The organism is Mycobacterium shottsii (assembly GCF_010728525.1).
Classification (GTDB): domain Bacteria; phylum Actinomycetota; class Actinomycetes; order Mycobacteriales; family Mycobacteriaceae; genus Mycobacterium; species Mycobacterium marinum.
Genome location: NZ_AP022572.1, coordinates 3,396,122 through 3,418,657, shown reverse-complemented (window position 1 = coordinate 3,418,657; position 22,536 = coordinate 3,396,122). Strand labels below are relative to the sequence as shown.

The 22,536-nt window shown below is 65.2% G+C and carries 18 protein-coding genes; 13 read left to right on the top strand and 5 right to left on the bottom strand.

Features of this window, described 5'->3' with window-relative positions; translation table 11 throughout:
- Nucleotides 1–40 precede the first annotated feature (40 nt).
- Complete coding sequence (locus G6N41_RS15775; RefSeq protein ID WP_198967881.1) at nt 41–970, top strand: COX15/CtaA family protein; 930 nt, start codon at nt 41–43, stop codon at nt 968–970.
- Here G6N41_RS15775 and G6N41_RS15770 read toward each other — a convergent pair.
- Nucleotides 920–1,774, bottom strand: a complete 855-nt coding sequence (locus G6N41_RS15770) for an ATP-grasp domain-containing protein (protein ID WP_198913316.1) — start codon at nt 1,772–1,774, stop codon at nt 920–922. The two genes, G6N41_RS15775 and G6N41_RS15770, sit on opposite strands and share 51 nt — an antisense overlap.
- A 19-nt stretch (nt 1,775–1,793) precedes the next feature.
- Between G6N41_RS15770 and G6N41_RS15765 the strand changes: the two genes are divergently transcribed.
- Entirely contained in the window at nt 1,794–2,783 is a 990-nt protein-coding gene (locus G6N41_RS15765; RefSeq protein WP_036455848.1) for a quinone oxidoreductase family protein, read from the top strand.
- A gap of 53 nt (nt 2,784–2,836) precedes the next feature.
- Here G6N41_RS15765 and G6N41_RS15760 read toward each other — a convergent pair whose 3' ends face one another.
- Nucleotides 2,837–4,120: an Rv1453 family transcriptional regulator gene (locus G6N41_RS15760; RefSeq protein WP_198913315.1), complete on the bottom strand. Its 1,284-nt coding sequence runs from the start codon at nt 4,118–4,120 to the stop codon at nt 2,837–2,839.
- Nucleotides 4,121–4,160: 40 nt separating this feature from the next.
- Between G6N41_RS15760 and G6N41_RS15755 the strand changes: the two genes are divergently transcribed.
- Nucleotides 4,161–4,304: a hypothetical protein gene (locus tag G6N41_RS15755; protein ID WP_020728593.1), complete on the top strand. Its 144-nt coding sequence runs from the start codon at nt 4,161–4,163 to the stop codon at nt 4,302–4,304.
- Between the two features lie 8 nt (nt 4,305–4,312).
- On the opposite strand, the gene otsB is transcribed toward G6N41_RS15755, so the two are convergent.
- Nucleotides 4,313–7,981: a trehalose-phosphatase gene (gene otsB, locus G6N41_RS15750; RefSeq protein WP_198913314.1), complete on the bottom strand. Its 3,669-nt coding sequence runs from the start codon at nt 7,979–7,981 to the stop codon at nt 4,313–4,315.
- 408 nt (nt 7,982–8,389) lie between these two features.
- Between otsB and G6N41_RS28655 the strand changes: the two genes are divergently transcribed.
- The gene (locus tag G6N41_RS28655) at nt 8,390–8,899 is read left to right on the top strand and encodes an FAD-dependent oxidoreductase (protein ID WP_259594247.1); all 510 of its coding nucleotides are present in this window, start codon (nt 8,390–8,392) and stop codon (nt 8,897–8,899) included.
- 9 nt (nt 8,900–8,908) lie between these two features.
- Nucleotides 8,909–9,757, top strand: coding sequence for an FAD-dependent oxidoreductase (locus G6N41_RS28650; RefSeq protein ID WP_231608522.1), 849 nt, complete (start codon nt 8,909–8,911; stop codon nt 9,755–9,757).
- A 78-nt stretch (nt 9,758–9,835) separates the two neighbouring features.
- On the opposite strand, the gene G6N41_RS15740 is transcribed toward G6N41_RS28650, so the two are convergent.
- Complete coding sequence (locus tag G6N41_RS15740) at nt 9,836–10,810, bottom strand: heme o synthase (RefSeq protein WP_198913313.1); 975 nt, start codon at nt 10,808–10,810, stop codon at nt 9,836–9,838.
- A gap of 287 nt (nt 10,811–11,097) precedes the next feature.
- Between G6N41_RS15740 and tkt the strand changes: the two genes are divergently transcribed.
- From tkt to G6N41_RS15705, 7 genes are all read left to right on the top strand, one after another.
- On the top strand, nt 11,098–13,200 hold the full coding sequence (gene tkt, locus G6N41_RS15735) for a transketolase (RefSeq protein ID WP_198913312.1): 2,103 nt from the start codon (nt 11,098–11,100) through the stop codon (nt 13,198–13,200).
- A 15-nt stretch (nt 13,201–13,215) separates the two neighbouring features.
- On the top strand, nt 13,216–14,337 hold the full coding sequence (tal, locus tag G6N41_RS15730) for a transaldolase (protein ID WP_198913311.1): 1,122 nt from the start codon (nt 13,216–13,218) through the stop codon (nt 14,335–14,337).
- The gene (zwf, locus tag G6N41_RS15725) at nt 14,334–15,887 is read left to right on the top strand and encodes a glucose-6-phosphate dehydrogenase (RefSeq protein ID WP_036455561.1); all 1,554 of its coding nucleotides are present in this window, start codon (nt 14,334–14,336) and stop codon (nt 15,885–15,887) included. The genes tal and zwf overlap by 4 nt, the downstream gene beginning before the upstream one ends.
- Before the next feature lie 49 nt (nt 15,888–15,936).
- Entirely contained in the window at nt 15,937–16,848 is a 912-nt protein-coding gene (gene opcA / locus G6N41_RS15720; RefSeq protein WP_020728586.1) for a glucose-6-phosphate dehydrogenase assembly protein OpcA, read from the top strand.
- Entirely contained in the window at nt 16,845–17,588 is a 744-nt protein-coding gene (gene pgl / locus G6N41_RS15715; protein ID WP_198913310.1) for a 6-phosphogluconolactonase, read from the top strand. Before opcA ends, pgl begins: the two co-directional genes overlap by 4 nt.
- Before the next feature lie 49 nt (nt 17,589–17,637).
- Nucleotides 17,638–18,036 (top strand): ATPase, encoded by a 399-nt coding sequence (locus tag G6N41_RS15710; protein ID WP_198913309.1) that lies wholly within the window; start codon nt 17,638–17,640, stop codon nt 18,034–18,036.
- A gap of 95 nt (nt 18,037–18,131) precedes the next feature.
- On the top strand, nt 18,132–19,397 hold the full coding sequence (locus tag G6N41_RS15705) for a PE family protein (RefSeq protein ID WP_198913308.1): 1,266 nt from the start codon (nt 18,132–18,134) through the stop codon (nt 19,395–19,397).
- Nucleotides 19,398–19,420: 23 nt separating this feature from the next.
- On the opposite strand, the gene ppc is transcribed toward G6N41_RS15705, so the two are convergent.
- Nucleotides 19,421–22,228, bottom strand: coding sequence for a phosphoenolpyruvate carboxylase (ppc, locus tag G6N41_RS15700; protein WP_198913307.1), 2,808 nt, complete (start codon nt 22,226–22,228; stop codon nt 19,421–19,423).
- A gap of 69 nt (nt 22,229–22,297) precedes the next feature.
- On the opposite strand from ppc, the gene secG reads away from it, so the two are divergent.
- Nucleotides 22,298–22,531 (top strand): preprotein translocase subunit SecG, encoded by a 234-nt coding sequence (gene secG, locus G6N41_RS15695; RefSeq protein ID WP_011739926.1) that lies wholly within the window; start codon nt 22,298–22,300, stop codon nt 22,529–22,531.
- Nucleotides 22,532–22,536 lie beyond the last annotated feature (5 nt).

Below are 22,536 nucleotides of genomic sequence, written 5' to 3'. Positions count from 1 at the left end.
CTACGATCGGGCGGTGGCCCTCGGACGAGTCTTGCTGCGGTTGGTTGACCTGCTCCCCGACCCGAGCCTGCGCGTTCAGCGGATCATCGCCGCGGCCGTCATCCTGACCCAGGGCGGTATCGCCGTCACCGGCGCAATCGTCCGCGTCACGGCCTCGGGCCTGGGTTGTCCGACCTGGCCACAGTGCTTTCCCGGCAGCTTCACCCCGGTGGCGGTCGCCGAGGTGCCCCGAATCCATCAGGCCGTCGAGTTCGGTAATCGGATGATCACCTTCGCGGTGGTCATCACCGCGGCGCTGGCCGTGTTGGCCGTCACCCGGGCACGGCGGCGCACCGAGGTACTGGTCTACGCGTGGCTGATGCCGGCCTCCACGGTGGTGCAGGCCGTGATCGGTGGCATCACGGTGCGCACCGGGTTGCTGTGGTGGACGGTAGCCATCCATCTGCTGGCATCGATGACGATGGTCTGGCTGTCGGTGTTGCTCTATGTCAAAGTCGGCCAGCCCGACGAAGGCGTTACGCACGAACTGGTGGCCAGTCCGCTGCGCGCCCTCACCGTGCTCAGCGCGGTGAATCTGGCCGCGGTCCTGGTAACGGGCACGCTGGTGACGGCCGCCGGCCCGCATGCGGGCGACAAGAGCCCCAGCCGGACGGTGCCGCGACTGAAAATCGAGATCACCGACCTGGTGCACCTGCACTCATCGCTGCTGGTTTCCTACCTCGCATTATTGGTCGGGCTGGGGTTAGGGCTCCTGGCCGTCGGCGCCACCGACGCGATCCTGCGGCGGCTGACCGTCCTGGTGGTGTTGGTTTTCGCCCAAGCCGCTGTGGGCACCGTGCAGTACTACACGGGAGTGCCCGCCGCTCTGGTTGCCGTCCACGTGGCGGGGGCCGCGGCCTGTACCGCAGCGACCGCGGCGCTATGGGCGTCGATGCGAGAACGGACCCAGGCCGAGGCCCCCCAGAGCTGACTGGACGCTCAGCGCGAACTCACGCTGGGCCCGGTCTCGGGTGGCGGTGTCCAAGCGCCGCCAGCCCAACGACGGGTCGATCAATTGCAGTTCCAGCAGCCGAGTACCGACCAGGTGGGCCCGGGCGCAGAGCAGCTCCCCCACCCGCACGCCGGCCGCAGCGGCCGCGGCCCGCATCGCCGCAGCACCGATATCCCAGATCTCGAAGTCCGGCTCGCCCTGACGTAGCGCGTGTTCCTGGGTGGTGAACGCGTGCGAGGGCCGCCCACCCACAAAAATCAGCACCGCCTCGGGAACCGGATCACCGATCTGCACCAGCGCCGACTGCCCTGCCGCGTGGAGTTCATCGACATATTCCGCGGCCTTGGCGTGATCACTGAAACGCCGAGTGCCGCTACCCACGCCGGGGCCGACGAACACCTGAGGAGCCGGCAGCGACCGCAACCGCTCCCCCAGCCGGCACGTATGGCTGGGTAGCGTCGGCACGCCCCTGTTCGCCAGGTCGTCCAAGTAGCGCCGGTGTGCATTCCAGGCCACCACCGCGGGCGGGTTGAGCAGATTGCGGACGACGCCGGTCCAGGCCACAAACTCGTCGAGCCGACGGGCGTAGTCGCGGGTAGCCCGCAGGATCACCAGGTCCGCCCGACTGATGTCGGGATCGTCCCACGACAACCAATGCGCGTGCAGCCCGCGGCGGCGCAGGGCCGCAACCAGCCCGGCGTCGTCGCCATCACCGGCGGGTTGGTGCAGCCAACCCGCCAAGACGACGCGCGGATGGAAGACTTCCGGCCGGGCCAACTTCATGGTCGGGCATGATAGCGGCGTGCACGCAATTGAAGTCAGCCAAACAGGCGGTCCCGAAGTCCTCAGCTACGTCGAGAGGCCGCAACCCGAGCCCGGTCATGGCGAGCTGGTGATCAAGGCCGAGGCGATCGGTGTCAACTTCATCGACACCTACTTCCGGTCGGGAAGTTATCCACGGGAGCTGCCGTTCGTCATCGGCTCGGAGGTATGCGGAACCGTGGTAGCCCTCGGCCCGGGCGCCACGGCGGCCGATGCCGGCGGGATTGCTGTGGGCGACCGCGTGGTCAGCGCCTCCGCGAACGGCGGCTATGCCGAATTCTGCACTGCACCGGCGGCTCTGACCGCCAAGGTGCCCGACGGCGTCAGCGCCGAAGTGGCCGCATCGGCACTGCTGAAGGGCCTCACCGCGCACTATCTCCTGAAGTCGGTGTACCCGGTTGCCGACGGCGACGCCATCTTGGTGCATGCCGGCGCCGGCGGCGTCGGGCTGATTCTGACGCAATGGGCTACTCACCTGGGGGCACGGGTGATCAGCACCGTCTCAACTCCGGAAAAGGCCAAGCTCTCCAGGGATGCCGGCGCGGCCGAAGTGCTGGACTACCCCACCGACGCTTGGCAGTTTGGCGGACAGGTGCGCGCCCTGACTGATGGTGCCGGTGTGGCCGCCGTCTACGACGGAGTCGGGGCAACGACGTTCGACGCCAGCCTGGCCAGCCTGGCCGTACGCGGGACACTCGCATTGTTCGGCGCCGCCAGTGGTCCCGTTCCTCCAGTCGATCCGCAACGGCTCAATGCGGCCGGCTCGGTGTATCTCACCCGTCCGTCGCTGTTCCACTTCATCCGCACCGCCGAGGAATTCAGCTGGCGGGCCAGCGAACTTTTCGACGCGATCAGCAGCGCGGTAATCACCATCGAGGTTGGCGGGCGGTATCGGCTGGCCGATGCGATGAAGGCCCATCAAGATCTGGAAGCCCGCAAGACTATTGGGTCGGTCGTGTTGTTGCCCTAGCCATTTCGGGGCAACTCGGGCAGCAACTGCCGAAGCGCCGGACGCCCCCCGGCTCAGGGCCGCTGTTCCGGCGGGGTGCGGTCGTCTGGTTTGCCTGCCCCACTCGCGGCGGGATTTCCGGGTTGCTTGCTGCGCCACTGCAAAACCTCGAGAGCGACGGCAACGCGAACCGTGGTGTCCTCGAGAGGCTTGGGAAGCAGGCGCTGCGCGGTTTCGAGTCGGTGCATCAACGTGTTGCGATGGGTGTACAGCAGCCGCGCGGCACGAGATGCATTGCACTGTTGGCTGATAAAGGTCAGCAGGGTGTGTTGCAGAGCCGGGGAGGCTTCCTCGAAGTCGACGAGCGTGTTCTTGATGAATTCATCCGCACCGTCCGGGTTCTCGGTGAGCAGGGCAATCATCTCGACGTCGCCGACGAAGGCAACTTGCTGGGGTGAGCGCAGCCGGATCAACATGCGTGCGGCGGTAAGCGCATCGCGGTGGCTACGACGGAACCCGTCAACTCCCGGTTCGGTGGTTCCGATGGCGATGCGCACGTGCGGCAATTCGCGCATCACCTGACGAATCTGACTGCAGTCGAAGACATCTACGTCACGCACCCAGACCCAGCGTGTCGTGGCGGCAGACATGATGGCCAGCGAGCTTGCGCACCCAACGGCATTGCAGAACGCGTCCACGGCTCGGTCCAGGTCGCGGTGGTCACCGTCGGAGCGGTCACTCCAAATGATGGCGGCGGTATGCGACCGATCCAGGGGGTAACCCAACCGGGATTCGGCGGAATCGCGGCTGATGGGTGCGCCATTGAGAAGAAGCTCGACAATGCGGCGGCGCTCGGCGCAGATATTGCGCGACAGCTCGTGGTGCTCGAGCTCCATTTGCGCGGCGATGCCCGCAAGCGTGGTGTCGATGAACGCCGCAGCCGACCGAAACGGCACATCGAGCAGTTCGCGCAGCTCCTGGGGGTCGGTGGTGAGGCCGAACACAATGTCGGTCCACCGCTGCCAGGCCACGTTTTGCCCGACGCGGTAGACATCGAGAGCCAGCGTGTCAAGGCCGAGACGTACCAAATCCCTGGCCATTCGCAGCGGCTCGGCACCCAGGTTCGCCGGTACCGGGTCGCCCGGATTTCGCAGGTTGGACGCTGCGAAGTGGCGTAGATTGGCGCGATTTGCCCGGCTGATGACGGTCGCCAAATCCGGGTTCTCGGCGATTGGCGGCGCTGCAGCCAGCGTCGCACGGTCGAATTCTTCGAGCCATTGTTGACTGGGGTTGAGCGCAACCCGCGCCGCTTCACGGATCAGGTCACGCACCCGCGGCGATAACTCGCGTGACTTCACAGGACGATATTAAGTCACTTGGGTCAAATTCATCGGCTATTTGTGCTGCACAGAGCAACTCGCGGGACACCGGCGCGACGGCGGCAACGGAACAAGAATTACGGCGCTGCCGGGGTTGACGGTAACCGCCCTGCTGTTCGGTAACGGCGGCAGTGCCGAAGCGGTAACGGCGATACCGGCCTAGCCAGCCCGCTAGCTGAATCGAACGGTGCTTCCCGGCAACAGCCGCTCCACCCGTCCATGGCATTCCACTTCGACGGGCGGCACATCACGCGGCTCGACGCTGATATCCGCGCCCTTCCCACTTACCCTCAGGTGTAGGTGGTTACCGCGGTAGTGAATCGGAAATCCAAGTGCACCAAGGTATTCCGGCCAGTGCGGGGACAACACGATTCGATCGGCACGGATCTCCAGTCCGGTGAAGCAGCGGTGCACGAAGTCCACGCTGCCGGCCATCGCGGCCAGGTGGACACCCTCCGCGGTGGTACCGCCCTGGATGTCGGCAACGTCGGACTCGAGCACCTGCTGAAAGAACTCCAGGGCGCGATCCCGATTGGCGCGGGCCAGCACCCATCCGTGAACCGCGGCGCTCAGCGTCGACCCATGGGAAGTACGCGCCATGTAATAGTCCACCATCTCCGGGATCTGGTCCCGTTCCATGTGGTAGCCGAGCCGGTCCAGCAGCTCCCCCAGTTCGTCCGCGGACAACAGATAGAGCAGCATCAGCGCGTCGGCCTGCTTGGACGCCCGATAGCGATTGACATCGTCGTCGTCGGCTTCAAGAATGCGGTCGAGCCGCTGGATGTTGCCGTATCGATGCCGGTAGGCGTCCCAATCCAGTTCTGCCAACTGCTCATATCCGTCAAACTGACTGATCACGCCGTCGTGGAACGGGACGAACATGCGCCGGCTGACGTGGTCCCACTGAGCCAGCTCCGCTTCGGTCAGTGCCAGCTTTTCGTACAAGTCCAACCGGTTCGGCAGCGGCATCAGCAGCAACGCATCGATCGCCCGCAGGATCACCCAGGCCGCCATCACGTTGGTGTACGCGTTGTCGTCCACGCCGTCGTAGGGCCGGTCGGGGTAACCGGAATGGAATTCATCGGGTCCGATGACGCCCTTGATGTGGTACCGATCACCCTCGGCGTCATAAGTCGCCCTACTCACCCAGAACCGGGCTATCTCGGCCATCATCTCGGTCCCGTAATCGATCATGAACGCGAGATCGCCGCTGACTTGGTAAAACTGCCAGACGTTGTATGCGACGGCGATGCCGATATGGTGCGCACGGTGGCTGGCATCGGGTATCCATCGGCCCGACCGCGGGTTCAGGTGCTGCTCGGGGCTTTCCTCTCGCCCGTCGCTGCCGGACTGCCACGGATACATCGCACCGCGATAGCCGGCCAGTTTGGCCGCGCGCTGGGCCTCGAGCAGGCGCCGGTAGCGATACAGCAGCAGCGATCGGGTCACCGCGGGAAGGCGCAGGTTCAGCACCGGGAAGATGAACAGCTCGTCCCAGAAAATATGTCCCCGGTAGGCCTCACCGTGCAGCCCGCGGGCTGGGACCCCGACATCGAGATCCGCACTGTTGTAGGACACCGTCTGCAGCAGGTGCAGCAGGTGCAGCAGGTGCAGCAGGTGCAATACGCGCAGCTCTTCGGTGTGGTTGGAGAATTCGATCGACAACCGTTCCCACAGATGCGACCAGGCAATCCGGTGGGCGTCACAAATCTCGGCAAACCGTCCCTGGCGACCGAGTCGGCGCTCCGCTCCGATGGCCGGGTGTAAGGTGGCCACATCAAGCCCGCTCACCAGGGTGACAATCTTCTCCACGGTCAACGGCTGGCCCAGTTTGGCCTCGGTGAAGATCTTGTGGCCGACTTCGAATTCCTCGTCGAGCAACCGGTACGTTGCCGCGACCGGCTCGTCCCCGCGCCATAGGCTGGTCCTGGCTGCCACCGAGACCGGGATCTTCGACTGCGTGGTCTCCACGGCCATCGACACCGAATTCTCAGACAGCACAGCCTTTTCCAGACCCTGCAGATGATTGCTGGCCAGATTTCGGTACCGCTCCACCCCGGAATTGCGGACGTTGCCGTCGATGGTGGACCGGATTTCGATCGTCCCCGACCAGTCGTGGCCGACGACGGTGGTTTGCAGCGCCGCCACATGCGCCTGGTTCATCGAAACGAAGCGGTGCTGGGTTACCGAGGTGGTGCGCCCGGCGTCGTCACGGAAGGTCAGTTCCCGGGTCAGCACCGCACCACGCAGGTCAAGCGTCTGACGGTAGGACAACAACGTCACCGCGTCGACGTCAAACCAGTCGCCGCCGTCGATCCGGAAGGTTAGTGGCAGCCAGTTGGGTAGGTTCACCAGGCTTTCGTGAGCTGTCCTGGTACCCCCGATCAGGTCGTCCAGCCGGTTGAACACGCCGCCGACATATGTTCCCGGATAGTGGACCTGCCCCGCCGTCGATTCGGGTGCGGCACCACGGGTGGCGAAGTAACCGTTGCCGACGGTGCACAGCGCTTCGCGCAGCTTTTCGTTGGGCGGATCGTAGCCTTCGAATGTGAAAGTCCAACCGCGCGATTGCGTCTCGTGCGCATGCGCCAGCCACCCGGCGCCGCGTCGAACGAAGTCACGGACTTCGTTTGGGTTGCGCAGCGTGAAGTTGGCGGCGGTGGGTCGGTCACCGTCCTCGTCGTGACGGACCACGATCCCCACGCCGCTGAACCGCAGCGCATCGAACGCGTCCTCATCGGTGAGGTCATCACCCACGTACATCGGCAGTACCCGCGAGTTTTCGAAGATGAGTGAGCGAATCCAGGCCAGCGCGGCACCCTTGTCCCAGTCGATGTCGGGTCGCAGCTCGACGACCTTGCGGCCACTGGTCACCCGAAGGCCATATTCGCGGCGGTATCGGTGGGTGGTCGCGATCACCTGGGCCACGTGCTCACGGGCGACATTGCGATAGTGCACCGCGACGGTAAAACGCTTGTGTTCGACACTCGCGCCTGGGATCTGGGCCAACTCGTGGCGAAGGTCCTCGGCCGCGCTCGCCAGCACGTCAACCGCGGCGGCGGCCGCCTCATGCTGGTGGTGAGTACCGTCGGGCGCGATCAGTTCGAAGCCGTGGCTGCCGGCGTACCAGATGCCCGGTACCCCTACCCGGTCACGGATGTCGGTTAAATCGCGGCCGGACAGAATTGCGACCGGGCATTGCGTCGACAAGTGCGCCAGCGCCTCGGCGGCGCCATCGACCAGGGTGGCGGCATCGGGATCCGACACGATTTCGGACAGCGTGCCGTCGTAGTCCATACAGACGAACAATTGCCGACCGGCGACCATCCCGATCACCTGACCGTAGGAATCCAGCGCGTTGGGGCATTGAGATAGGCGCTCGTCGCCGCTACGCACGGTGACTTCGGCAAGATCGGCAGCGACGACGTCCGCGCCGCGGCGCAGGAGTTCCTCGGCCCGTCCGTCCCGGTCAAATCCGATGACGAAGGCGAAGCCGCACTCTCGGGCGGCCTCCACCCCGCCATCCATGCCGGCCACGACTGCCAACCGTTCGACAGCGGCCCCCAACTTGGCGGCGGCAGCCGAGAGGCCGATGCAATAGGGCTTCGCCTGCGAGGCTTGTGGCGGTGCACTGGCTCGCTCTGGTTCGGACAACCCTGCCGCCTCGAGCACTCTCACGCTCTCATCGGCGGGCGAATAGACGGCGGTTCCCACTCCGACCTGCCAGAGCTTTCGGGCCAGTGCGACGGTCGGCGCCCAGATCGACTGTTCGGGTCCGTCGCCGTCGAGGACGAAGATCACTCCATCGTGGCGACGCGGATCGATCGTGAACGACTTCATCTTGGCGATCCCCTAGCCCGAGTATGTTGTCGCCCCATGGTCGCGCGCTCCCGCAGCGAAATGAACGTCTTCGCACCCATCGGAGCACTTCGGCCACGGATTGGTGACAAAAGTCCCGGCCGCTGACCTCATCCTGGTGAGCGCGCTACCTCTAACCCGCTAGTTGGCTCGCCGGGATGCGATTCCGAAGTACCGTCGACAGCGGGCCGAGAACTAGATTCCATCTTTTGCCTGACAAAAGTTGCCAAGCCACTATCGTGTCAGATGATCGAATCTTTACCGCATTGCCAGATGCCAGTTTGGCCCCGGCGAGGACATCCCGGGAAATCATTGATAATTCATCACCCCATGAATTTAGACAGTACCGCGGACCGACACCGAATGGCAACGTGAAGGGAACACAGCCACATGAATCAACCCAAGCGCATCGCAATTGTTGGTGGCGGCACTGCCGGGTTGAGCGCGGCGCTGCGCCTGCGCGAGCGCGGCTACGACGACGTCACGGTCTTCGAGGGCTCCGCACAGGTTGGCGGCAAAGCGTGTTCGGTGGAGGTCGATGGGCGCTACTACGACCTGGGCGGGGTTGTGGTCGTGCCGCAGCGATACCCGAATACTTGGGCTCTTGCCCGCCGATACGGGCTGCAGACCTTCCTGCGCGAGCCGATGCTGGCCGTCGACCTCGACACGGCCGAGTGGACCGGACTGGAAGCCGCGATAGCGGCGGCGCACTCAACGCGCGCCTACCTGGGCTCAGCAATCAAGGTGCGGCGTTACATCAAGCGATATCGGAAATATTTCGACAAACCAGGATTCTCATTCAATCATTGCCCCGAACTCGGCTGGCTACGCGATGAACTGTCTCTGCCCTTGGAACAATGGGTAAAGAAACTGCAGTTAGCTCCTTTGGCGTCCATGTAGGAACCGGTTATGGATATGGGGTACGGTCCATATAGCGAAGTTGCTGCACTCTGTTTTATTTACTTTCGGTTGTGTACTCCCCGCCACGGCATTCGCTCCCTTCTCATGCAGAAATTGCAGGGCGGCGCCGAGCGGCTGAGTTTCACTCTGGGCGCCCAGTCGCTGGCGATCGCGATGGCCAAGGATTGCCATGTCCGCACTGAAGTTCCGGTCAGTCGGGTCGTACGCAAGCAGGACGGACTCTGGATCTACGCCGGCGACGGGCGCGAACTCGGGACTTTCGATGCGGTCCTGCTGGCAACCCCGTTGGATGACGCGTTCGATCTGCTCGATGCGAGCGGCGCAAGCAGCGCCCTCAACAACGCGATCACGAAGACCGGCGCACGGGTCAAGCGCGAGATCCGCTACGCCGACTACTACGCGACAATCGCCGACGGTGATGGCCTTCCCGACGCGTCCGGCTACGTGTCGCTCGGCTCTCAACACCTTGGCCTTGCGGGTGGACACATCGGGTTGCGCCCCTGGCCACAGAGCCCATGGTGGGTGTTTTATTACCACGGATCACCTGAGCAGCCGGGATGCCAGGAAGCGGCCCTGGAGGAATTACATACCCAACTCGAAAAAGTTGGTGTGACACTGAAGACCACCGTTCTGACGAAGGCCTGGCCGAAGTTTTTCCCCCATGTGTCGCAATCCGCGATCGCGAACGGCTTCTACGACGATCTGGAGTCGCTGCAAGGCCAGGGCGACATTTTCTACCTCGGCGGCGCCCTGGGTTTCGAGAGTCTCGAGCACACGATCACCTACAGCTACGGGCTGTTCGACCAGCATTTCCCGGCAATCCGCTCGGGCAACTAGCGATCGATCCCCGAAGGCGGCAGGAAATACCGGTTGAGATTCACCGCGCCCGGCCGGTGCCGCCGGCGCGCTGCACGGTTAGCCGAGCAGCGTGGGCAGCCCGATCGCCGAGTCGACAGCCAGCGCGCAGAACACCAACGCCAGGTAATTGTTGGATTGCAGGAACAACCGCAGCGGCTTGACCGCCTCGCCGGCGCGCACTCCGGCGTAGAGCTGATGCGCCATGGTCAAGAACCACGCCCCCGCCACCACGGCAACCGCCGCATAAAGCCACCCAGCCGCCGGCGTCAGCGCCAACGTTGCCAACACGGTCAGCCAGGTATAGATCAGGATCTGCTTGGTTACCTGACGTTCGGTCGCCACAGCCGGCAGCATCGGCACGCCGGCCTCTTTGTAGTCGTCCTTGTACCGCATCGCCAACGCCCAGGTATGCGGCGGCGTCCAGAAGAAGATGATCGCGAACATCGCCAGCGCCGGCCAGGCCAGGGTGCCCGTGACCGCGGACCAACCGATCATCACCGGCATGCACCCGGCGGCCCCGCCCCACACCACGTTTTGCGACGTGCGGCGCTTGAGCAACAGCGTGTAGACGAACACATAGAACGCCACGGTGGCCAGGGCCAACAGCCCGGACAGCAGATTGGCATTCAACCACATCCAGAAGAACGAAACCACGGTCAGCGCCAAACCGAAGATCAGCGCGCTTCTGGTCGGCACCGCGGCTCGCGCGAGCGGGCGGCGCGCCGTTCGCTTCATCACCTTGTCGATATCGGCGTCGGCCACACAGTTGAGCGTGTTGGCGCCAGCGGCAGCCATCATGCCGCCGATCAGCGTGTTCGCAATGATCAGCGGATGAAAGGCACCGCGGTCGGCCAGCAGCATCGCCGGGATCGCGGTAACCAACAACAGTTCGATGACCCGCGGCTTGGTCAACGCCAGATAGGCCAGCACCGTACCGAGCACGCGGCTCCTCCACGTGCCAGTACCCGGCTCGCTACGCTGCCGGGCGGTGCCAGATGCCTGGCCCGGCGCGACGCGCCCGTGAACGCTCACGCAATAACTCCTCGAGAATTCGCAGCCGCGCACAGCTTCTACTACGCACGATGGTAGACGGCACCACCACAGCAGCACTGCCGCAGGGTCGATTCACAGTAATTTCCCCGCCAGAACGGCACTGTCTGTAACGCCGGTGTGGCCGGCAGGATATTTTCACTGTGCTTATCCGAGCTTTTCCCGACAGGCCCGATGGGTACTCCGGATCGAGGCCTGCAACCACCTGCAATCCCACACTAGGGTGGGGTTGATCAGTTTGATGACCCTGAGAACTGAGGACTGTATTTGTGACCACTCTCGAAGAGATCTCTGCGCTCACCCAACCGCGCCATCCCGACGACTGGACCGAGATCGATTCGGCTGCGGTTGACACGGCCCGAGTGCTGGCAGCCGACGCCGTGCAAAAGGTCGGCAATGGGCACCCGGGAACGGCGATGAGCCTGGCCCCGCTGGCCTACACGTTGTTTCAGCGCGCGATGCGCCACGACCCCAGCGACACCACTTGGTTGGGCCGGGACCGGTTCGTCCTGTCCTGCGGGCACAGCAGCCTGACCCTCTACATACAGCTCTACCTGGGCGGCTTCGGACTTGAATTGTCCGACATCGAGTCGCTGCGCACCTGGGGGTCCAAGACTCCCGGCCATCCCGAGTTCCGCCACACCGCCGGGGTGGAGATCACCACCGGTCCGCTGGGCCAGGGCCTGGCCTCAGCGGTGGGCATGGCGATGGCGGCGCGCTATGAGCGTGGCCTGTTCGACCCCGACGCCGAACCCGGAACCAGCCCCTTCGACCATCACATTTACGTGATCGCCTCCGACGGTGACATCGAAGAAGGAGTCACCTCCGAGGCGTCGTCCCTTGCGGCCGTTCAGCAGCTCGGCAACCTCATCGTCTTCTACGACCACAACAAGATCTCGATCGAGGACGACACCAACATCGCACTGTGCGAAGACACCGCTGCTCGCTACCGCGCCTACGGCTGGCACGTGCAAGAGGTGGAGGGCGGCGAAAACGTCACCGGCATCGAGGAGGCGATCGCCAACGCGAAGGCAGTCACCGATCGGCCATCGTTCATCTCGCTGCGCACCATCATCGGCTACCCGGCGCCGAACATGATGAACACGGGCAAGGTGCATGGTGCGGCGCTTGGCGACGAGGAAGTGGCGGCCGTCAAGACAGTCCTCGGATTCGATCCCAACAAGACGTTCGAAGTGCGCGAAGACGTCATCACCCACACCCGCGGGTTGGTGGCGCGCGGCAAGGAGGCGCACGAAAGCTGGCAGGCCGACTTTGAGGCCTGGGCACAGCGAGAACCGCAGCGCAAGGCCTTGCTAGACCGTCTGACGGCCCAGCAGCTGCCCGACGGCTGGGATGCCGACATGCCGCGCTGGGAGCCCGGTTCCAAAGCGCTGGCCACCCGGGCAGCGTCCGGACAGGTGCTGGCCGCGATCGGACCCAAACTCCCCGAGTTGTGGGGCGGTTCGGCTGACCTTGCCGGCAGCAACAACACCACCATCAAGGGCGCGGACTCTTTCGGCCCGCCAGCGATCTCTACCGATGACTACACCGCGCACTGGTACGGCCGCACGCTGCACTTCGGTGTTCGCGAGCACGCGATGGGCGCCATCCTCTCCGGGATCGCGCTACACGGACCCACCCGCGCCTACGGCGGCACGTTCCTGCAGTTCTCCGATTACATGCGCCCGGCAGTGCGGCTGGCGGCACTGATGGACATCGACCCCATCTACGTCTGGACCCACGATTCGATCGGACTTGGTGAAGACGGCCCGACCCACCAGCCGATCGAGCACCTTTCGGCGCTGCGCGCGATCCCCCGGCTCTCGGTGGTGCGCCCGGCCGACGCCAATGAGACGGCGTACGCCTGGAGCACGATCCTGGCCCGGGGCGCCACCAGCGGTCCGGTCGGGCTGATCCTGACCCGGCAGGGAGTGCCGGTGCTAGCGGGCACCAACGCCGAGGGCCTTGCCCGCGGCGGCTACGTGCTCAGCGATGGCGCCGATGGTGACTCGTCCGAAGGCCCCGACGTCGTTTTGATCGCCACCGGTTCCGAGGTGCAGCTTGCGGTCGAAGCACGGAAGTTGTTGGCGGATAACGACATCATCGCGCGAGTGGTATCGATGCCGTGCGTGGAGTGGTTTGAGTCCCAGCCTGAGGAATACCGCGACAGTGTGCTGCCGCCCTCGGTTTCGGCCCGAGTGGCCGTCGAGGCCAGCATCGCACAGTGCTGGCACAAGCTGGTCGGTGACACCGGCGAAATCGTTTCAATCGAGCACTACGGAGAGTCGGCCGACTACAAGACATTGTTCCGCGAGTACGGCTTTACCGCCGAAGCTGTTGCCGCTGCCGCGGAACGAGCATTGGAAAATTGAGAAAGGGTGGTTCAGATGGCCAGTCAGAACCCAAACCTCGCCGCACTCAGTGCCGCGGGCGTATCAGTGTGGCTCGATGACTTGTCCCGCGACCGGTTGCGCTCCGGCAACCTGCAAGAGCTGATCGACACCAAGAGTGTCGTCGGCGTCACCACCAACCCGTCCATCTTCCAGAAGGCGTTGTCCGAAGGACACGACTACGACGCCCAGGTTGCCGAGCTCGCCGAGCGCGGCGCCGATGTCGACGCCACCATCCGCACCGTCACCACCGACGACGTACGCAACGCCTGCGATGTGCTGGCCCCCCGGTGGGAGGCTTTCGGGGGGGTCGACGGGCGGGTGTCGATCGAGGTCGACCCGCGGCTGGCGCACGAGACCGACAAGACAATCCAGCAGGCTGTCGAGCTGTGGAAGATCGTTGACCGGCCCAACTTGCTCATCAAGATCCCGGCGACCAAGGCCGGCTTGCCTGCTATTGCCGCCGTTCTGGCCGAAGGGATCTCGGTCAACGTGACGCTCATCTTCTCCGTCGACCGCCACCGCGGGGTGATGGATGCCTACTTGACCGGCATGGAGAAGGCCGCCCAAGCCGGACACGATCTATCCAAGATTCATTCGGTGGCATCGTTTTTCGTCTCCCGCGTGGATACCGAAATCGATAACCGACTGGAACAGATCGGCTCCGCGGAGGCTCTCGCGTTGCGCGGTCAGGCCGGTGTTGCCAACGCCCGACTCGCCTACGCGGCCTACCAAGAGGTGTTCGAAGGCGATGCGCGCTACCAAGCGCTCGAGGAACGTGGTGCCCGGGTTCAGCGCCCCCTGTGGGCGTCCACCGGCGTGAAGAACCCCGACTACTCCGACACGCTCTATGTCACCGAGTTGGTTGCACCGCACACGGTCAACACGATGCCGGAGAAGACCCTCGACGCCGTCGCCGATCATGGTGTGGTCAAGGGAGACTCGATCACTGGCACTGCCGGCGATGCCCAACAGATATTCGACAAGCTCGAGGCGATCGGCATCGATCTGTCCGACGTGTTTGACGTGTTGGAGAGCGAAGGCGTGGAGAAGTTCGAGGCGTCGTGGAAAGAGCTGCTTGATGCAACGCAGGCGCAGCTCGACGCGCTCGCCAAATGAGCCCGCCCCACTCTGAGCCCGGGGTCGCGCAATGGCAGAACCCATTGCGCGACAAGCTGGATAAGCGTCTGCCTCGCATCGCCGGCACTTGCGGCATGGTGATTTTCGGTGTCACCGGCGACCTGGCCCGCAAGAAGGTGATGCCGGCCATCTATGATCTGGCCAACCGCGGGCTGCTACCACCCACGTTTGCACTGGTCGGCTTCGCCCGCCGGGACTGGGATACCGAAGATTTCGGCCAGGTGGTCTACCAAGCGGTCAAGGAGCACTGCCGAACCCCGTTCCGGCAGGCAAACTGGGACCGGCTGGCCGAGGGATTCCGTTTCGTCTCAGGATCTTTCGACGACGACGAAGCGTTCGGCCGGTTGGCCGAGACCTTGGAGAAGCTCGACACCGAGCGCGGCACCGGCGGCAATCACGCCTTTTACCTCGCGATTCCGCCCAAGTCCTTTCCCGTGGTCTGCGGCCAACTGCACAAATCCGGGCTGGCGCGCCCACAGGGCGACAGGTGGAGCCGGGTCGTCATCGAAAAGCCGTTCGGCCACGATCTGCAAAGCGCGCGCGACCTGAACAGGGCGGTCAATGCGGTGTTCCCGGAGGAATCGGTCTTCCGCATCGACCACTACCTGGGCAAGGAGACGGTTCAGAACATCTTGGCGCTGCGGTTCGCCAACCAGCTGTTTGATCCGATCTGGAACGCCCACTACGTCGACCACGTGCAAATCACCATGGCCGAGGACATCGGACTGGGCGGACGCGCCGGTTACTACGACGGCATCGGCGCCGCCCGCGATGTCATTCAGAACCACCTGATGCAGTTGTTGGCGCTGACCGCAATGGAAGAACCGGTCAGCTTCAATCCGATCGCCCTGCAGACCGAGAAAATCAAGGTGCTCTCCGCCACTCAACTTGCCGAGCCGCTCGACGAGACCACCAGCCGCGGCCAATACACGGCCGGTTGGCAGGGCGGCGAGAAGGTGGTCGGTTTGCTCGACGAGGAGGGGTTTTCCAAGACCTCGACCACCGAGACCTTCGCCGCCATCACGCTCGAGGTGAACAGTCGCCGCTGGGCCGGCGTTCCGTTCTATCTTCGCACCGGAAAACGGCTGGGCCGGAGGGTAACCGAGATCGCACTGGTATTCAAGCGGGCTCCGCATCTACCGTTCGATGCCACCATGACCGACGAGTTGGGCACCAACGCGCTGGTGATCCGCGTGCAGCCGGATGAGGGAATGACGCTGCGGTTCGGTTCGAAGGTGCCGGGAAGCGCGATGGAAGTCCGCGACGTCAATATGGACTTCTCCTATGGTTCAGCGTTCGCCGAGGACTCGCCGGAGGCCTACGAACGGCTGATCCTTGATGTGCTGCTCGGCGAACCGTCCCTTTTCCCGGTCAACGCGGAGGTCGAATTGGCCTGGGAGATCCTGGATCCGGCACTGGACAATTGGGCTTCCAGCGGCAAGCCCGACCCCTACGAAGCCGGCACCTGGGGCCCGGAATCGGCATTCGAGATGCTGCGACGCACCGGCCGGGAATGGCGACGGCCGTGATCCGCGCCAGCGACGATGCAGAGCGAAGCGATGAGAAGGAGCGGCGCAGATGATCGTCGACCTGCCCGACACCACCACCACCGCGGTCAACAAGAAGCTCGATGAGCTTCGCGAAAAAATCGGTGCCGTCACGATGGGGCGGGTCTTGACGCTGATCATCGTGCCGGACAGCGAGACCATGGTCGAAGAGTCCATCGACGCGGCCAACGATGCCAGCCATGAACATCCCAGCCGCATCATCGTGACGATGAGAGGCGACCCATACGCCGACGAACCGCGTCTGGACGCACAATTGCGCGCGGGTGGGGACGCCGGGTCCGGCGAGGTCGTGGTGCTGCGGCTGTCCGGGCCGCTGGCCGGCCATGCCGAAAGCGTCGTCATCCCGTTCCTGCTGCCCGACATCCCGGTGGTTGCCTGGTGGCCTGACATCGCCCCGGCCGTGCCCGCGCAAGATCCACTGGGCAAGTTGGCGATTCGGCGCATCACCGATGCGACCAACGGGATCGACCCACTGTCGGCGATCAAGAGCCGGTTGCCCGGATACACCGCGGGCGACACCGATCTGGCCTGGAGTCGGATCACCTATTGGCGGGCGCTGTTGACCTCGGCCGTCGATCAGCCGCCGCACGAGCCGATCGTGTCCGCGCTGGTTTCCGGATTGCGGACCGAGCCGGCGCTCGACATCCTGGCCGGCTGGCTGGCCAGCCGGATCGACGGTCCGGTGCGCCGCGCGGTGGGCGAGCTCCGAGTGGAGTTGGAGCGCCCCAGCGAAAACATCGTGCTCAGCCGGCCGCAAGAAGGGATCACCGCAACCCTGAGCCGCACCGCCAAGCCCGATGCCCTGGTTCCGTTGGCGCGCAGGGTCGTCGGGGAATGTCTGGCCGAAGATCTGCGCCGGCTCGACGCCGACGAGATCTACTTCGCCGCCCTGGAGGGCATCAAGAAAGTGCAATACGTGTGAGCCTGGACGTCGAGATCTTCCCTGACAGCGACATGCTGATCGGAGCCGCTGGACAACGCCTGATCCAGACCATCGGCAGCGCGGTAGCCGAGCGTGGACAAGCCCTGATCGTGCTGACCGGCGGCGGCAACGGTATTGGGCTGCTGCGGTATCTGGGCAGTCAAGGCTCGCAGATCGACTGGTCCAAGGTTCATCTGTTCTGGGGCGACGACCGCTACGTTCCCGAGGATGACGACGAGCGCAACGACAAGCAGGCGCGCGAGGAACTGCTCGATCACGTTGACATACCGGCGAGCCAGGTGCACCCGATGGCCGCCAGCGACGGCGAGTTCGGCGCCGACCTGGACGCCGCGGCCCTGGCCTACGAACAGGTACTGGCGGCCAGTGCAGTCCCCGGAAACCGGGCGCCGGACTTCGATGTGCACCTTTTGGGCATGGGGCCAGAGGGCCATATCAATTCGCTTTTCCCGGGCACTCAGGCCGTGCGTGAGACCACCCGTCTGGTGGTCCCGGTCGGCGACTCCCCCAAACCACCGCCACAACGAATCACCCTGACGCTTCCGGCAATTCAGCGTTCACGCGAAGTCTGGTTGATGGTTTCCGGTGGGACCAAAGCGGAGGCGGTGGCCGCTGCCATCGGCGGTGCGGACCCGGTGTTGTTGCCGGCGGCGGGTGCCATCGGGCGCGAAAGCACGCGCTGGCTGCTGGACCGCGATGCCGCGGCCAGGCTGCCTGGCTAGCATCAGGGCTGTCGCCGCACGGTGAGTTATCCCTTGTCAAGGGGTGATAATGACCGTTATGGCAGACAGAGGCGGCCGCCCGACGCCAGCTCGACAGCGGATGAAGACCCTTACACAGGCGGCGTTGAACGCCGACAAGACGGTGGAACAGGTCGAAGACGTACTCGACGGATTGGGTAAGACCATGAACGAGCTGAACAGCTCGTTATCGCCCCTCAACGCCACGGTCGAACGCCTGGAGGGCGGCCTGGATCACCTGGAGGGCACGCTGTCCAGCCTGGACGAGCTGGCCAAGCGCCTCATCGTGCTGGTGGAACCGGTGGAGGCCATCGTCGATCGGATCGACTACATCGTCAGCCTGGGTGAAACGGTGATGTCCCCGCTGTCGATCACCGAGCACACCGTTCGTGGATTCCTGGACAAGCTGCGGAATAGAACAGCGTACTAGAACGCCCGTCCAGGTTTGGGCCGTTCCGGCAAATTAGTGTGGACCTGTCACGACAATTCGGCATTTGGCCGGGAAAAACCGCATACACTGCGGCGATGTCGGCAGCACTAGTGGTGGCCCCGGAGGCGTTTACCGCGGCGGCAGCGAACATAGCGGGAATCGGTTCGTCACTGGGTGCGGCCAACGCGGCCGCGGCGCCCCCGACCACCACGGTGCTGGCCGCCGGCACCGACGAGGTCTCGGGGGCCATCGCAACCCTGTTCTGCGGCTACGCCCGCGACTACCAACACCTCAGCACCCAGGTGGCCAGCTTTCACCAGCAGTTCCTGCAGGCCCTCACCGGCAGCGCAAACTCCTACACGGCCGCCGAAGCCGCCAACGCCAACCCACTACAAGCCCTCGAACAGCAACTACTCGCCGCGATCAACGCACCCACCCAAACCCTGCTGGGCCGCCCCCTGATCGGCAACGGCGCCAACGGGGCGCCCGGCCAAAACGGCGCCGACGGCGGACTGCTGTGGGGCAACGGCGGCAACGGCGGAACCGGCGACGCCACCCACCCGGCCGGCGGCAACGGCGGCAACGCCGGACTGATCGGCAACGGCGGAGCCGGCGGCATCGGCGGGCGCGGCGGCTCTCTCTTCGGCAGTGGCGGCGCCGGCGGCCACGGCGGTGCCGGCGCTGGCGGCACCAGCCCTGGCGGCCAAAGCGCCGGCGCGGGCGGCAACGGCGGCAGCGGCGGCGGAACCGGGCTATGCGGCAGCGGCGGCGACGGCGGCTCCGGTGGTGTCGGCGGCAAAGGCGGGTCGTCAGGCGCGACCGCTAGCCTCGGCGGGATCGGGGGCAGCGGCGGCGCCGGTGGTGACGGCGGGTGGATGTACGGCGACGGCGGGGCGGGCGGTGCTGGCGGCAAAGGCGGCACGGGCGGTCAGGGCTTGGGCATCGGCGGCATCGGCGGCGACGGCGGCGCCGGGGGCGATGCAGGCGCGGGCGGCAATGGCGGCTGGCTGGTCGGCAACGGCGGCATTGCCGGCGAAGGTGGCCACGGCGGCACCGCGGGCTCCGGTGGCCAGTCCAGCGGCAATGCCGACGGCGGCAACGGCGGCAACTGCGGAGCCGGCGGCACCGGCGGTCGCCTGCTCGGCAGCGCCGGCGACGGCGGCGGTGGCGGAGATGGCGGCTTGTCCGTTGGCCCCCACAGCAGCCGCGGCGCGGGTGGCGGTGGCGGCGGCGGCGGTAGCGCGCTGCTGATCGGGAACGGGGGCAATGGCGGTGCCGGTGGCACCGGCTTGCCGGACGGAACCGGCGGCAACGGCGGCACCGGCGGACTGCTCTTCGGCACGCCCGGTGCGCATGGGTAACCGTCGATGACGGCCAGCCGCGATCAGCCGCTGTTTCTTAGCGCACTGGCCAGCCCATTCATCGTGAGCAGAATGCCGCGCTGCACAGATTCGTCGTCCTCACCGCTGCGGTAACGGCGGAGCAGTTCGACCTGAAGGTGGTTGAGCGGTTCCAGGTAGGGGAACCGGTTGAACACCGAGCGCGCCAGGGCCGGGTTGTCGGCAAGCAGGTCATCTTGTCCGGTGATTCGCTTGTACATGGCGATGGTGCGGTGGTGCTCGTCGGCGATCTTGTCGAACACCCGGCGCCGCAGTGTTTCGTCGGCCACCAGTTCGGAGTAGCGGGCCGCCAGTTCCAGGTCGCTCTTGGCCATCACCTGCGCCATGTTGGACAGCACGCTGCGGAAAAACGGCCACCGCTGATACAGGTCGTGCAGCACCTGCAGCCGGTCGGCCTCACTTTCGGGACCCGCCGCCAGCCATTGCTCGAACGCCGAGCCGGTGCCGTACCAGCCGGGCAGCATCACCCGCGACTGGCTCCAAGCCAGCACCCACGGGATGGCCCGCAGGTCGGCGATGGAAGCGGTGGGTTTGCGCGAGGTCGGCCGGCTGCCGATGTTCAGCGCCCCGATTTCGCTGACTGGGGTGGAAGCCTTGAAGTACTCGACGAAACCCGTTGTCTCGTACACCAATTCGGCGTAGGCACGTTGCGCCAATGCCGCCACCTCGTCGAGCACCGCATAGGCCGGCGCCGCCGTATCGCCCAACCCCTCGACGTCCAGCAGCGTCGACTCCAGGGTGGCGGCCAGCAGGCTCTCCAGATTGCGTCGGGCCATCTGCGGTTCGGCGTACTTGGCGGCGATCACCTCACCCTGTTCGGTGAGACGCAACGATCCGCTTACCGCACCCGGCGGCTGCGCCAGGATGGCCTGGTAGCTGGGTCCGCCACCGCGGCCGACCGTGCCGCCACGGCCATGGAAGAGCCTCAGCCGGATTCCGGTCTTGCGCGCCGTCTCCACCAGCGCGAGTTCGGCTCTATACACCGCCCAGTTGGCGGCCAGATACCCGCCGTCCTTGTTCGAGTCCGAGTAGCCGAGCATCACCTCCTGGCAACCACCCCGGGCCGTCACCAAAGCGCGATAGAGCGGAAGATCCAACATCGCCTGCAGAATGGCCGCCCCGTTGTGCAGGTCCTCGATCGTCTCGAACAGCGGCGAGATACCCACCGGGCAATAGGGTTCAGACTCGGAAGCGTCCAGTAGGCCGACCTCTTTGAGCAGGACCGCGGCTTCCAGCATGTCCGATACCGACCGGCACATCGAGATGATGTAGTTGGGCACCGCGGCGGGACCAAAGGTCCAGACGGCGTGGGCGGCGGCCGCCAGAACGCCCAGTTCGCTGCGAGCCAAATCGGAAAGCTGCGCACCATCGCGGATCAGCGGCCGGCGGGTGCTCAGTTCGGCCGCCAACAGCTCGACCCGCTCCCCTTCGGCCAGCGAGGTGTAGTCCGGGTGCACGCCCGCCCACGCGAGCAGCTCTCCGACCACCTGCTCGTGGACGTCGGAGTTCTGTCGCATGTCCAGGCCGGAGAGATGAAATCCGAAGACCCGCACCGCTTCACGCAGCCGGGCCAGCCGGTCGTCGGCCAACAACCCGGCGCCGTGGTTATGCAGTGAGGCATCGATGGTGTCCAGATCGGCCCGCAGCTCGGCCGCGGTGGCATATGGCGGCAAGCCCAACTCCAGCGTGTGCTGCGGTTGCTGGTCCAGGATTTCGGCCGCGGTGGCGCTGAGCCGGCCGCGCACGACCTGCAAGGCGCGCCGGTACGGCTCGTCGGGGCGGGCACCCGCCGGACAGGCATCGGCCAGCGTGGCCAATTCGGGGGTGACGGTGATCAGTCGCGCCGACATCGAAAGCTCCTGCGCGAGTGCCGTCAGTTCGGCCAGGTAGTGCGCCAGCGCGGTGAAAGCGGCACTGCCGGTGGCCAGCCGAACCACCTCGGCGGTGACGTTCGGGTTTCCGTCCCGCTCCCCGCCGGTCCACGAGCCCGGCCCCAAAATGGGTTCGGAAAGCAGGTCGGCATCGGGCCAGCGGGCTCGCAACGCATCCCGCACCTCGGCGTTTACCTGCGGAATCACCTCGAAGAGCGCCGCCGGGTAGTACCGCAACCCGACCTCGATCTCGTCGGAGATCTGTAACCGAAACAGCCGGATCAGCGCGGTCTGCCACAACCTCAAGACCTGCCGACGCAATTCGACTTCGATGCCGCGCCCGTCGTCGGTTTCGGTGTGTCCTTCCGCGTGCAACCGCATCAACTGGGTGATCCGGTGCTGGGTCTCGAAAATGGTGCGCCGCCGGGTCTCGGTCGGATGGGCGGTGATGACCGGAGACACTAGTGCGCCCTTCAGCGCTTCGGCGATGGTTGCCGAATCCAACTGGGCCGCGTCAAGTTTCATATAAGTGGCGGCCAGACTGCTGTCCTGCGGCGGCTCACCGGCGGCGACGTGAATGCTGCGACGGCGCTCACGGTGGATGTCTTCGGCCACATTAGCCAGCAACGCGAAGTGACTGAACGCGCGGATGATCGGGATGGCGTGGTGGATGTCGATGCCCTCGAACATGCGCGCCATCTCGGCGCGGTCGATCTCGGAGTGCCGCACCCGAAAGGCCTCCACCCGCGCCCGCTCCACCAACTCGAAGACCTCGTCACCATTTTGCTCACGCACGGTATCCCCGAGGATGGCGCCCAGCAGTCTGATGTCGGCTCGCATTGGTTCGGTAGCCTCGCGGCCAATCCGGGTCCGGTGGACGTCGCCAATGGGCTCGAGTGCGGTATCGGACACCTCAACCATGTGTCCCAGTATCAAGGACCAACTCGCCCGGCGCCTGTTGTCGATCGGTTGTTCGGTAGGCTGCTGGTCATGGAGTTGGCCCTGCAGATCACCTTGGTGATCACCAGTGTGCTGGTGGTGTTGCTGGTGCTGCTGCACCGCGCGAAAGGTGGCGGCCTGTCAACGCTGTTCGGCGGCGGTGTGCAGTCCTCGCTGTCCGGGTCCACCGTGGTGGAGAAGAATCTCGACCGGTTGACCCTGTTCATCACCGGGATCTGGCTGGTATCGATCGTCGGCGTGGCATTGCTGATCAAGTACCGCTGACGCGG

Coding starts and splice junctions, on each gene's coding strand:
- G6N41_RS28655 (WP_259594247.1), top strand. CDS start 8,390: ATGAATCAACCCAAGCGCATCGCAATTGTTGGTGGCGGCACTGCCGGG.
- tal (WP_198913311.1), top strand. CDS start 13,216: ATGGCCAGTCAGAACCCAAACCTCGCCGCACTCAGTGCCGCGGGCGTA.
- ppc (WP_198913307.1), bottom strand. CDS start 22,228: ATGGTTGAGGTGTCCGATACCGCACTCGAGCCCATTGGCGACGTCCAC.
- G6N41_RS15770 (WP_198913316.1), bottom strand. CDS start 1,774: ATGAAGTTGGCCCGGCCGGAAGTCTTCCATCCGCGCGTCGTCTTGGCG.
- opcA (WP_020728586.1), top strand. CDS start 15,937: ATGATCGTCGACCTGCCCGACACCACCACCACCGCGGTCAACAAGAAG.
- G6N41_RS15705 (WP_198913308.1), top strand. CDS start 18,132: ATGTCGGCAGCACTAGTGGTGGCCCCGGAGGCGTTTACCGCGGCGGCA.
- G6N41_RS28650 (WP_231608522.1), top strand. CDS start 8,909: ATGGATATGGGGTACGGTCCATATAGCGAAGTTGCTGCACTCTGTTTT.
- zwf (WP_036455561.1), top strand. CDS start 14,334: ATGAGCCCGCCCCACTCTGAGCCCGGGGTCGCGCAATGGCAGAACCCA.
- G6N41_RS15710 (WP_198913309.1), top strand. CDS start 17,638: ATGACCGTTATGGCAGACAGAGGCGGCCGCCCGACGCCAGCTCGACAG.
- otsB (WP_198913314.1), bottom strand. CDS start 7,981: ATGAAGTCGTTCACGATCGATCCGCGTCGCCACGATGGAGTGATCTTC.
- secG (WP_011739926.1), top strand. CDS start 22,298: ATGGAGTTGGCCCTGCAGATCACCTTGGTGATCACCAGTGTGCTGGTG.